We start from the raw sequence: 13,097 nt of genomic DNA, 5'->3' as shown, positions 1-13,097 counted from the left end.
AAAATATCTACTTTGACCACTATTTATTATTTGTGTATATAAGATAAAGTTGGATGTTCACGTCCAAGAATATCATGAAGTTGACGATACTTATCAAAGAGTCTTTCATAAGCTTTCACTTTTTCGCTTTCAGGTTCTTTAACGTAATGAATAGGTTGCTTCATATGTTTTACAGCATCTTTAAGCGTCGAATAAGCACCACCAACATTTGCGCCTAACATAGCAGCGCCTAATGCTGTTGCGTTTGATGATTCCAGCACAACTACTTTTTTATTTAACACATTGGCGTAAATATCGACTAAGAGTTTACTTTTTTTAGGGATACCCCCAGAAGCATAAACGGTATGAACAGGAATATGATGGTCTTCAAATTGATTCATTATCATTTTTGTACCGAAGGCAGTAGATTCTAAGTAAGCACGATGAATCATTTCGAAAGGTGTTTGTAATGTTAAACCGAACACACTACCTGTAAGGTGACTATCACTTAGAATACTTCTATTACCATTGTGCCAATCAAGTACTATAACATGTTGATCTTCTACATTAATATTACTTGCTAACTCTTCCAAGTACTCAAGTAAGGGGACATTATTTTCAAGAGCAGTATCTGTAATTGATTTTGGAGCCAGTTGTTCTGAGTAACTAAATAGATCACCAACTGCGGCTTGGCCTGCTTCATAGGCATATAAACCGGGTATAATAGCATCTTTGACTGAACCAGTAATTGCAGGAATAGGTTCTTGTTTAGGATCTAGCATAAGGTGGCAGGTACTCGTTCCAATTACAGCTGTGAATTCGCCTTGTTCAATGGCACCTGCTCCTAGAACGCCTGAATGTGCGTCAATCATGTATGGAGAAATTTGAACTTGAGAGGGAAGTCCCCACAATTCCTGATAATATTCAGCTAAAGTGCCTGCGCTTTCTCCAATATTAATTACTGGTGCTTCACATTTTTCTTTTACAATATTAGGTAAATCTTTGTCTACAGCTTCGAAAAACGCATAGTTAAAACCATTTTCTCTATTCCAAAAGCCTTTGAAACCTATACCGCAATTGGAACGTATATTTTTATATGTAAGTAAACTGGTAATGTAATCTCCAGCTTCCATAATATAATGAGTGTGTTCTAACAATTCAGGAGCTTTATGTTTCACTTCAAGTATTTTCGGAATCATCCATTCACTATTGACGCTTGAACCATAATAATCAAGCCAGTTCTGATTCTCTTGTTGATTAACTTCAACCATTTGTGTTGCTTCATCTTGAGCCCCATGATGCTTCCATAATTTGACATATGCATGGGGATTACTTTTAAAATTCTCATGTCTATGTAGAGGTTCGAAATGTTCATCTAAAAATACAATAGTACAACTTGTAAAATCTACACCAATTCCTATTACCTCATCTCTATTCACTTGACTTTCTTCTAATACATGCGTAACACCATTTTCAAGTATGTACTGATAATCATCAGCATTTTGTAAAAAATAATTACGCGGTAACGTTTCCCCGTATAGTGATTCAGCAATAGTACCGTGAGGATATGTCTCCTCATAACTTGAAATAATATCGCCACTTGATGTATCCACCAGAATCACTCGACCAGAAGCGGTGCCATAATCAATTCCAATACTGTAGCTCATTTTACTAACCCCTTTATTTTATGAAGATAAGCAACGTCTATTTAACGATGGATTGTTTGTGAATAATAATAGGGCTTTCAAAATTATTTGTAAAGTTTATTAATTTTATGAAGTTTACTTATATTATGCAATTAAATAATGTTATATTGAAAAAGAATTCAAAATAGAAATTTTAGTGTTAGGAGTAGAAACGATGGGTTTGTTAATTGAACATGTCACCAAGAAATTTGGAGATTTTACAGCAGTAAATGATATTTCGCTAAGACTTGATAAGGGGAAAATGTTGGGATTCTTAGGGAGAAATGGTGCGGGAAAAACAACGACATTTCGCATGATTCTTGGCTTAAGTGAAACTACAACAGGCCATATTACATATGAGGGGAAAAATATTAACAAACATATGTATAACAAAGTTGGCTATTTGCCAGAAGAGCGTGGCCTACATCCCAAAATGACTGTAGATGAAGAACTCACTTATCTTGCCACTTTAAAAGGTTTATCAAGTAGAGATATTCAACAACGTATTGATTATTGGTTAGAGCGATTTGCAATTACTGAGAATCGAAAGAAACGTATTCAATCTTTATCTAAAGGTAATCAACAAAAAATTCAATTACTTGCAAGTATGCTTCATGAGCCAGAATTACTTATTTTAGATGAACCTTTTAGTGGGCTAGATCCCGTTAACGTTGAATTACTTAAACGTGCAGTTAAAGATTTAAATGATAAAGGATCTACTATAATATATAGCTCACATCGAATGGAGCACGTTGAAGAACTATGTGATGACGTTTGTATTATTGATAAAGGACAACTTGTTGTTTCAGGAGATATACAGAAAGTTCGCTCTGAACATGGTAATAAATTAGTTGTCGTCGAATCAGATCACCAGATAGATGGTCTTGATGATATACCAGGAATCTTGAAAAAGGAGCATCGTAAACATGATGTTCGTTTAACGATTGAAAATGAAGCGGTTGCGGAAAAGATTTATAATACTGTAATTAAACAGGGATACGTGAGACGTTTTCAAGTATTAGAACCATCGCTTAATGATATATTTATCGATAAAGTAGGTGAACTACATGAGTAAATTTTGGTCAACATTCAAACTCACTTATATGAGTAAAATTAAATCAAAAGCATTTATTATATTTATGGCCATCGTTGTTGTGCTCATGGTTGGACTTTCAAACATAGATAAAATTATGGGGTTATTTGATCATGGTCCAGATAAAGTAGGTATAGTTACACAGAATGAACAAATATATAAAGTGTTAAAGCAACAAGGACATAGTCTTGAAGATGACGCGAAATTTAAAAAAGTAAGTGAAAACAAAGCAGAAAAGTTAGTTAAAAATGAAAAATTAGATAGAGCCTATGTAGTTAAACAAAATAAAGATAACCAATTGTCAGGTACTATATTAAGTAAGGACAATGTTGATGTTGAAGATAAACAGCGGTTTACTGAAGTATTAACAACAATGCAATCTCATTTAGTTGCCTCAAAGCTTGACTTAAGCCAAAAAGAGTTAAAACAATTGCAATCGCAAAGTCATGTAGATAGTAAAATCATGTCTGATAAAGAAGATAGTCAATTAAATTCTGGCCAAAAAACGCTAAATTACATTTTGATTTACGCAACATTAATGCTAATATTTTTCATCATTTTCAACTTTGCAGGTCAAGTGGCAATGGAAATTGCTACGGAGAAAACTTCACGGGTGATAGAAATGATAATTACAAGTGTTTCACCAGTTGTACATATACTTGCTAAAATTGCTGCAGTAATTGCTGTTGCTTTCACTCAAGTTATCATGATTATTCTTACGGCATTAATATGTATATTTGCATTTGATTTAAAGAAATTGTTCAAAAGCTTTGATATACAAATGAATCACCTTGCATGGCAAATTATTGTTGTGAGCTTGCTATGTCTGATTGTAGGTATTTTCTCTTATGTGCTGCTTGCAGCTATTCTTGGATCGCTCGTCTCAAGAATTGAAGATATGAATCAAACTTTAATGCCATTAACATTATTAGCTATGATTGCATTTTACATCGCGATATTTAGTATCATGAAGCCAGATATGTTACTCACTAAGATTACAAGTTTTATACCATTTTTAGCACCGTTCGAATTATTAGTACGATCTCAATCATCTGATCTAGACATATGGGAAATTATTGTCAGCATGGGGTTATCAGTGATTGTGATTATTTTACTACTATGGATAGCAGTAAAAACATATAAAGATTCTGTTCTCACATTTGAGAAAGGATTATTTAAATCTATACATCGACTCATTAAAAATAAATAACTCAGTAAAGCCAAGTATTTGAATTTTCATCAAATATTTGGCTTTTTATGTGGTTAACCTATGGAATAATAAAAGAAAAAGTGTAACAATATGTAAGTGAAAACATCGTCGTTAAATTAATGATAGATTTATAGAATTTAACATTGATACAATGTAACTTAACATATTAAATAAATTTCTTTTGAGTTTATCTACCTCTAAACAATAAAGAATGAGACTATTTGATAGGGTGGTGCATTGTATCGTGTTTTATCCAGTATTTATTTTTATATTAGCAGGCCTTTGTGAAATTGGCGGAGGCTATTTAATATGGTTATGGTTAAGGGAAGGCCATACATATTGGCTAGGTTTAATGGGAGGCATCATACTCATACTTTACGGCGTGGTTGCAACGTTTCAATCATTTCCTACTTTTGGTAGAGTATATGCAGCTTATGGAGGCGTATTTATTATAATGAGCCTGTTTTGGGCTTATGTAGTAGATAAACAATCGCCAGATAAATATGATGTTATAGGCGCTATAATATGTATCATCGGTGTGCTTGTCATGTTATTACCTAGCAGAGCTTAATTTAACGTGGTTGAAAGGGAGATTATGTAATGATAGTTGAAGTTGAGCATCAAAGACATGATGTTGATTTAATTAAAATCGATAATGATGAAACAAAAATTGTATTCTCGAACTACGGTGCTAGAATTGTATCGTGGAAATATCATGACAATAACATTATTTTAGGGAATGTAGTAGAAGCGGATGAATTCTATTTTGAAAATCCATTTAACTTTGGTGCGACAATTGGTCGTTATGCAGGTAGAATTAAAGATTCATCATTTAAATTAGATGGTCAAACATATGAATTAGAGGACAATGATAGCCCACATCATATTCATGGTGGCTCCAAAGGCCTGGATAAACGTATCTTTGATTATGAAATTATTGATGAAATTGGACAAATTAAAATTATATTCACTACAACAATCAAAGAAATGGAAGATCATTATCCTGGAGATATGACTATTAAGGTAACGCATACATATGATGCTGACCATCGATGGACTATACAATATGAAGCTGAATCAACGAAAAGGACATTATTCAACCCTACAAACCATGTATATTTTAATTTAAATCGTGATAATAATGTGGTTGATAATCATCGAATGTCCAGTTCATCGTTAAAGATGTATACACTTGATGATGAAAATATCGTGACAGGAGATGAGCCACTCAACTTTAGCCAAATATTTGAAGATGAACACATTCTTTTTAAAGATATATTTGATAGTACGAATCAAAAGCTTCAAGAACAAATGCAACGTTATAAAGGTTTAGATCATCCATTTGAAGTGGGTGACCAACAACTTGCTATAGATAATAAAGAGTTTGAACTTCTGATCGAAACGGACATGCCCAATATGGTTATATTTACATTTAACGAACCTCAAAATTGGGACAGCGATTTTAATATTTATAAATCTCATTCTGGTTTCACAGTAGAAACGCAACATATTCCTAATGACATTAATATGTATGGAGAAAAAGCACAATCAATTTTAAACCCCCATACACCATATTTTTCTAAAACAAGTTATCAAATCAACGAAAAGTAACTCATATCGGATACATTGCTTTATAGCAGTAGTATCCGATTTTTTAGTTTTAAAATTATTTATTATCTCAAAATATAAAGGTTGCTTCGGCAACACTTTCAAAAATTTAAAAATTGATGAAGTAATAATGTACAGACTTTTTTAAAAATAATCGGGTATTCAAAAATAAACAAAGTCATGTAAAATAATATTAAGGATTAAAGAGAAAAGGAGACTTTCGGCTAATGAAAGACGTAAAAGAACTTAAACTTATGACATTAGATGATGTAACGAGCCAAATAAAAGATGGTATGACACTCGGAATCGGTACAGGAAGTACTATTGAGTTGTTAGTACCTAAAATTGCTGAGTTGATTCATCAACATCATTACGAAATTACAGGCGTGTGCACATCAAATAAAACTGCTTTTCTTGCCAAGGAGTTAGATATAAACATTGTTGAAGTCAACGACGTAAAAAAAATTGATCTTGCTATAGATGGTGCAGATGAAGTTGATCCAAATCTCAACCTTATTAAAGGTGGGGGCGGTGCACTGTTCAGAGAAAAAGTGATTGATGAAATGGCTGAAAAATTTGTTGTCATTGCCGATGAAAATAAAATCGTTGACTATTTAGGTCAAACGTTTGTTTTACCAGTTGAAGTTGATAAATTTAATTGGTATCAAGTTTCCAAAAAGATTGAGAGTATTAAGGGCGTAAAAGTGAATAGACGTGTGAATGAAGACGTTCCATTTACAACAGATAATGGAAATTATATATTAGATTGTAATTTACCAGAAGGCATTGATCCGTATGAAATGCATGAATTTTTGATTCATTTAACAGGAGTATTAGAAACAGGATATTTTCTCGATATGACTGATCAAGTGATTGTAGGTACCCAAAATGGCGTAAAAATCATGGATAAATAAATTGAGCTAAGATGATGAGATAAATTTTTGAAATGACTTATATAGGTGTATTGTCATTAATTCTGGTATCAAAATATGGTTTTGCAAATGAAATTTGGAATTTGAATAAACAAAATTAAAAGGCAACTTCTACTGAATTAATTTAGAAGTTGCCTTTAATATACTTAATTATTCTTTTTTAGTTGAATCACTCATGTCTTGTTTATCAACTTGATTAATTTCTTTCTTTACATCGCTAACAACAGATGAATGACGATCTTCTGTATATTTAGCGCTGTCCTTTAAATCTGTATCACTCGTGTTTGAATGCTCTGAACTCGCTTCTGAATTATTATCTTCTTTATTAGTAACGCTATCATTTTCAAATTGATGATTTTTTGAATCATCATTTTTATGACTTTCAAAATCATCTTCTTCGGTGTGGTCTAAATAATTATTGGGTTGCACTTCATCTAAACTTTGTTTCGTTGTTTTGTAAGCAATGGCACGAATAATTAAACTGATAATGATAAACAATACACCTACAATTGTAGTGGAAAGTGCAATCACTTTCATTGAGAAAAGATCACCAGTTTCTTCACTGAAAAGAAAAACTAAGGCAAATGTCATTGCTGCATGGAATATAGTCGCAATATAGATTGTACGTCCATGTGTTGCTCTGATTAATTCACCAATAATCATCGAGAACATAAATGTATATAAGAAATGGTAACCAGCATATTCAATACCATAAGTAGTGTTTGCGGTGAAGATTGAATAAATTACACCTACAATAATACTAGCAAAGAATGTGTTCATCTTAGATTCAAGAATATTTTGTAAGTATGAACGGAAACCAAATTCAGTAACAAACGCCATTAATAAATGGCCAAGTAGAATTGTAATTAAAGATACTGATAAATCTGATGTTTGTAAAAGGATAAAACTGTCAGCAAAAGTATTGAAACAGAACATACCAATCATAAAAATGATAAGCGGTAAAATGAGTGCTAATAGGATACGTTCAATAACTTTTAGACTGAATGAAAATTTTAATCCGGCTAATTGTTCTTTTTTATACTTAAATACTAAAATACATACTAATGATGCAATAAATGGAGCTAAGTCTTTGATGTCAAAAACAAATCTTTTAACTCCAATGGACGCTTGGAAATCTCTAAGTATAATGGATAAGGCCATTGTAATAACAAAGAAGACAAAGACCATCATTGCCCATTGAAACCCAGAAATTCGAGAGTTTTTCATTTTTGTAACCTCCATTAGGTAACAGCCAAATTTCTTTTATTTACAATTATACATCTTACAAGCATATGTTTAAATTGTCTATTTTAATTATCATAAAAATGTAATAGTCCTGAAGTATTTTGTTAGATAATCGTAATTAATCAATTTTAATAGAGGGTATCACTTAACTACTAGCGTTGAATTCGATAACATCAATAGTTATACTTTAAATAGTTTATATAATAAATAAATTAAGGGGGAAATATCATGTATAGACTTGCGGAACCGGATTTATGGAAAGGTCGTTTAGATAGTGAAACAGATTCAAGACAATTTAGACATTTCCAAACTGTAAAATTTGGAGATTTAACTAAAGTTGAAAAAACTAATAACCCCAAAGGTGTAGGTATACTTGGATATGCTGTAGATAAAGGGGTTGAATTAAATAAAGGTCGTGTAGGTGCTAAAGAAGGACCTAATAAAATTAAACAAGCCTTTGCTGGATTGCCAGATTTAAATCAATGTGAAGAGCTCATTGATTACGGTAATGTAGAACATGATCATGATTCACTTATAGATACGCAACAAGAGTATGCTGAGCTTGCAGCGAAATCAATTCAAAATCATAAACAAACTTTCTTACTTGGTGGTGGACATGATATTGCTTATGCACAATATTTAGCCACGCGTAAAGTTTATCCAAATGAGTCTATCGGTGTTATAAATATTGATGCACATTTTGATACTCGTGACGAAGGTGAGTCTACGTCGGGTACTAGTTTTAGACAGATTCTAGATCAAGACGATAATGCTGATTACATGGTATTAGGTATTTCTCAAGGTGGTAATACTCAAGGTTTATTCGATTATGCTAAAGAGAAGAATGTTCAATATGTGTACGCAGATGAGTTGCTACACCAAGTTTCTCCCCCGATTAAAGATATGATTGAACATTTTATACATGATCATGATGTCATCATGTTTACTGTGTGTATGGACGTTGTAGACAGTGCATTTGCGCCTGGTGTGAGTGCGCCTGCCGTTTTAGGTATCTATCCTCATACTGTATTTGAGCTAGCGAAACGTATTATTCCTAGTGAGAAAGTGGCTTCGATTAGTATAGCAGAGATGAATCCTGAGTATGATTTAGATAATCGTACTGCAAAACTAGTAGCAAACTTAGTTCATCATTTCTTAATTTAATACCTTTAAAAAATGGATTACTAATATTGAAAAAATAAATATTCATGATATACAACAGCCCAATTAGCGTCACAAAGATAATTTTAACGCTAATTGGGCTTTTTTTAATATAAGTTTATTTAAGTATCCCAATACGCTATACAAAGTTGTATTAAAGACATTACTTGTTCAGAATGCTTACGCTTATTTAAATAATTAATAAAAATCTTACGTCCTAAATTCGGGCGAATTTTAATACTATCCAAATCATTAGTAAAATTTGATTGATAATAAAAACGAGGTATCACTGCATAACCTAATCCTAAATGAACAAAGTTTGTTGCTGATTCAAAGCGATCGGCTTCTAAGACTATATTAGGGTGTTGATTCATACGATTGAAATAATCATCTAAATGGTCACGTACTTGTGAATTTTTGTTTGGCATTATTAGAGGAAGATGCTCAATAGTAATTGTCTTCTGATTTGGAAATTCATCCTTAGGAGTAATTAACACATAAGGTTCCTTATACAATGGAATAGATGCGATATCTTCATGAGTGATTTCTTCATTCGTTAGTGCAAAATGAACATCAAAATTAAGCAATTTGTCTATAGATGAATGACGGTCATGTACTTCGTACATACGATATTGTTGATTAGGATAATCATTATGATGTTGTTTTATCACTTTACCCATCCATTGACTTGTGGATTCTAACATTCCCATTTTAATTCTAGGTTCAGATGTAATATTTAAGTCATACATTTTTTCAACTGTGGAACGATATTCCTGTACGATATGTGTCGCATGCTTATAAAATTGAATGCCTTTTTCAGTGATTTTAATGTCTTTAGTTGTACGCATAAATAAGTCATAACCTAAATCAGCTTCCATCTTTTTAATTGTTGCTGTTAGCGAAGGTTGGCTTATATGAAGAAAATTAGCCGCTTTAGTAAAACTATTATATTTAACTATAGCTAAAAAATATTCAAGTTGAATAATCTTCAAGAGTGACACCCCTATTTATAGTTTTAAGTTATAAATAATTAGTTTATTTATATTTGTTGTCTATATCTTAGTACATTATACTATAAATGTAAGATATTTAAAGCAGTCTAAATGTTTGGAATTTGAATTATTTGAATATTTAATTAATTTTCTAATGAAATTAAAGCTTCTTAATTAATATTCGTTTAGAAGGGGGTTCATTTTTCAAATAGGACTGCTAAGCTCATTTAAATTGGTTTGAACGATTATTCCAGATGGGAGAGATTAATATGAGAAAAATTCAAGCAAAAAAGGGTTTAGATATTGAGTGTAAAGGTTGGGAGCAAGAAGCGGTATTAAGAATGTTATATAACAACTTAGACCCAGAAGTTGCTGAACATCCTGAAGAATTAGTTGTTTACGGAGGTATTGGTAAGGCTGCTCGTAATTGGAAAGCGTTTGAAGCAATTGAAAACACTTTACGTGATCTTGAAGCAGATGAAACGATGTTAGTGCAATCTGGTAAACCAGTTGCCGTATTTAAAACGCATGAAGAAGCGCCACGTGTCTTAATATCAAACTCAGTTTTAGTTCCAGAATGGGCGAACTGGGATCACTTTAATGAACTAGATAAAAAAGGGTTAATCATGTATGGTCAAATGACCGCTGGAAGTTGGATTTATATAGGTTCACAAGGTATCGTTCAAGGAACTTATGAAACCTTCGCTGAATTAGCTAATCAAGAGTATAAAAGTGATTTAACAGGAACAATTACTTTAACTGCAGGTTTAGGTGGTATGGGTGGGGCACAGCCACTTGCTGTAACTATGAATAACGGAGTCGCAATTTGTGTGGACGTTGATGAAACACGTGTTGATAAACGTGTAGAAACAAAATATTGTGATGTTAAATCTACGGATTTAGATGAAGCTCTAAAAATGGCTCAAGAGGCAAAAGACAAAGGTGAAGCTCTATCAATTGGTTTAGTTGGTAATGCAGTGGATATTCATAAAGCAATTTTAGATAAAGGTTTCAAAATTGATATCATTACAGACCAAACGAGTGCGCATGACCCATTAAATGGTTACGTGCCACAAGGATATTCTGTTGAGGAAGCGAAGAAATTACGTCAAGAAGATCCAAAAAAATACGTAGAATTATCTGAAGCTTCAATGGCTAAGCACGTTGAGTTGATGTTGGAATTCCAAAAAATTGGTGCTGTAGCATTTGATTATGGTAATAATATTCGTCAAGTTGCATACAATAATGGTGTTGAAAATGCTTTCGACTTTCCAGGATTCGTTCCAGCATATATCCGTCCACTCTTCTGTGAAGGTAAAGGACCTTTCCGATTCGCAGCATTAAGTGGTGATCCTAAAGATATCGAACGTGCTGATGAAGAAATGAGAAGATTATTCCCAGATAATGAAAAATTATTAAGATGGTTAGATTTAGCTGAAGAAAAAATTTCGTATCAAGGTTTACCATCAAGAATTGCATGGCTAGGTTATGGTGAACGTGCGAAAATGGGTCTAGCTTTAAATAAGCTTGTACGTGATGGAGAAATTTCAGCACCCATAGTTATAGGACGTGACCATTTAGACTCTGGTTCAGTAGCAAGTCCTAACCGTGAAACTGAAGGTATGCAAGATGGCAGTGATGCAGTTGGTGATTGGGCTGTACTTAACGCATTGATTAATACTGCAGCTGGTGGTTCTTGGATTTCATTCCATCATGGTGGCGGTGTAGGTATGGGTTATTCATTACACGCTGGCATGGTAGTAGTAGCAGATGGTTCAGAACGTGCTGATAGAAGATTAGGACGAGTTTTAACTACAGATCCGGGTATGGGAGTAGCGAGACACGTTGATGCAGGATATGACATCGCTATTAAAACGGCTAAAGATAAAGGTGTCCAAATTCCAATGATTGATGAAGCAGGTGATAAATAATGAATGATTTAATAATCCAAAATATTCAAGAATTAATTTTACCTAAATCTACTGACAAACCTTTAAAAGGGAGAGAGTTGGACGAATTAGAAGTTGTAGATAATGGTACAGTTGTAATTAAAGATGGGAAAGTGGTTTACTCTGGACCTCATACAGATGACTATGAGGCTAAAGAGGTCATTGATGCTAGTGGTAAAGTGGTATCTCCTGCACTTGTAGATGCGCATACACACCTCATCTTTGGTGGCTCACGTGAACATGAAATGTCATTAAAACGCCAAGGGAAATCCTATTTAGAAATATTGGAATCTGGTGGAGGTATTCTTTCAACTGTAAAGTCTACACGAGAAATTAGTGAGGAAGATCTTTTCAAAAAAGCAGAGCATGATTTACTAACAATGATTAAACATGGTGTGTTAACAGTAGAGAGTAAAAGTGGCTATGGTTTAGATAAAGAAAATGAATTAAAACAGTTAAGAGTATCGAACCGTTTAGCTGAAAAATATAACCTAAACATGAAACACACTTTCTTAGGACCGCATGCAGTGCCTGAAGAAGCTGAATCTAATGAAGCGTTCTTAGAAGAAATGATTAAATTATTACCAGAAGTTAAAGAATATGCAGATTTTGCTGATGTTTTTTGTGAAACTGGTGTATTCTCAGTTGAAGAATCTAAGCGATATATGGAAAAGGCTAAAGAAGTTGGATTTAAAGTTAAAATTCACGCTGATGAAATTGATCCATTAGGCGGATTAGAGTTGGCTATTGATGAAGGTGCAATTTCAGCTGACCATTTAGTTGCTTCTAGTGAAGAAGGTAAAGCTAAACTTAAAAATAGTGATACTGTGGCGGTATTATTACCAGCTACAACATTTTACTTAGATAAAAATGACTACGCAGATGCACGTGGTATGTTGAATAATGGTGGTGCGATTGCAGTAGCAACTGACTACAATCCAGGTAGTAGCGTAACAAATAATTTACAACTTGCGATGGCGATTGCTGCATTGAAATTAAAATTATCACCAAATGAAGTTTGGAATGCCGTGACAGTAAACGCAGCTAAAGCAATTGATGCTGATGCAGGTACGATTAATCAAGGGGACCAAGCAAATATTGTAATTTGGGATGCGCCAAACCATGAGTATATCCCATATCATTTCGGTATTAATCACGCTCAAAAAGTGATTAAAGATGGTAAAGTTATCGTGGATAATGAATTTAAGTTAGATTAAAGTAAATCAGTTACTTGTAAATGAGC

Annotated in this window: 11 protein-coding genes; 8 read left to right on the top strand and 3 right to left on the bottom strand. The window is 33.1% G+C overall.

What is annotated here, in order from left to right:
• Nucleotides 1–26: 26 nt before the first annotated feature.
• Entirely contained in the window at nt 27–1,646 is a 1,620-nt protein-coding gene (locus tag CM54_RS07165) for a ribulokinase (RefSeq protein WP_037550147.1), read from the bottom strand.
• 193 nt (nt 1,647–1,839) lie between these two features.
• Between CM54_RS07165 and CM54_RS07160 the strand changes: the two genes are divergently transcribed.
• The 5 genes from CM54_RS07160 to CM54_RS07140 all read left to right on the top strand — a co-directional run bounded on the left by CM54_RS07160 (nt 1,840) and on the right by CM54_RS07140 (nt 6,489).
• Nucleotides 1,840–2,739, top strand: a complete 900-nt coding sequence (locus CM54_RS07160) for an ABC transporter ATP-binding protein (RefSeq protein WP_037550144.1) — start codon at nt 1,840–1,842, stop codon at nt 2,737–2,739.
• Nucleotides 2,732–3,967: an ABC transporter permease gene (locus tag CM54_RS07155; RefSeq protein ID WP_037550141.1), complete on the top strand. Its 1,236-nt coding sequence runs from the start codon at nt 2,732–2,734 to the stop codon at nt 3,965–3,967. The genes CM54_RS07160 and CM54_RS07155 overlap by 8 nt, the downstream gene beginning before the upstream one ends.
• Nucleotides 3,968–4,211: 244 nt before the next feature.
• Nucleotides 4,212–4,538, top strand: a complete 327-nt coding sequence (locus CM54_RS07150; RefSeq protein WP_002432587.1) for a YnfA family protein — start codon at nt 4,212–4,214, stop codon at nt 4,536–4,538.
• A gap of 29 nt (nt 4,539–4,567) precedes the next feature.
• Entirely contained in the window at nt 4,568–5,578 is a 1,011-nt protein-coding gene (locus CM54_RS07145; RefSeq protein WP_002453859.1) for an aldose epimerase family protein, read from the top strand.
• Nucleotides 5,579–5,802: 224 nt separating this feature from the next.
• Nucleotides 5,803–6,489, top strand: coding sequence for a ribose 5-phosphate isomerase A (locus tag CM54_RS07140; RefSeq protein ID WP_002432473.1), 687 nt, complete (start codon nt 5,803–5,805; stop codon nt 6,487–6,489).
• 168 nt (nt 6,490–6,657) lie between these two features.
• On the opposite strand, the gene CM54_RS07135 is transcribed toward CM54_RS07140, so the two are convergent.
• A complete protein-coding gene (locus CM54_RS07135) occupies nt 6,658–7,734 on the bottom strand; it encodes a CPBP family intramembrane glutamic endopeptidase (protein ID WP_037550138.1) in 1,077 nt (358 codons plus the stop codon).
• A gap of 246 nt (nt 7,735–7,980) precedes the next feature.
• Here CM54_RS07135 and hutG point away from each other — a divergent pair, with 246 nt between their 5' ends.
• Nucleotides 7,981–8,916, top strand: a complete 936-nt coding sequence (hutG, locus tag CM54_RS07130) for a formimidoylglutamase (protein WP_002453856.1) — start codon at nt 7,981–7,983, stop codon at nt 8,914–8,916.
• 119 nt (nt 8,917–9,035) lie between these two features.
• Here the strand turns inward: hutG and CM54_RS07125 are convergent, their stop codons facing one another.
• Nucleotides 9,036–9,905, bottom strand: coding sequence for a LysR family transcriptional regulator (locus CM54_RS07125; RefSeq protein WP_002432524.1), 870 nt, complete (start codon nt 9,903–9,905; stop codon nt 9,036–9,038).
• Between the two features lie 269 nt (nt 9,906–10,174).
• Between CM54_RS07125 and hutU the strand changes: the two genes are divergently transcribed.
• Nucleotides 10,175–11,836, top strand: coding sequence for a urocanate hydratase (hutU, locus tag CM54_RS07120; RefSeq protein WP_037550135.1), 1,662 nt, complete (start codon nt 10,175–10,177; stop codon nt 11,834–11,836).
• The gene (gene hutI, locus CM54_RS07115) at nt 11,836–13,071 is read left to right on the top strand and encodes an imidazolonepropionase (protein WP_037550132.1); all 1,236 of its coding nucleotides are present in this window, start codon (nt 11,836–11,838) and stop codon (nt 13,069–13,071) included. Before hutU ends, hutI begins: the two co-directional genes overlap by 1 nt.
• Nucleotides 13,072–13,097 lie beyond the last annotated feature (26 nt).

Source organism: Staphylococcus sp. TE8 (genome assembly GCF_000692055.1).
GTDB lineage: Bacteria > Bacillota > Bacilli > Staphylococcales > Staphylococcaceae > Staphylococcus > Staphylococcus capitis.
The sequence above is the reverse complement of the archived record's forward strand: the minus strand, read 5'-3'. Positions and strand labels throughout refer to the sequence as shown.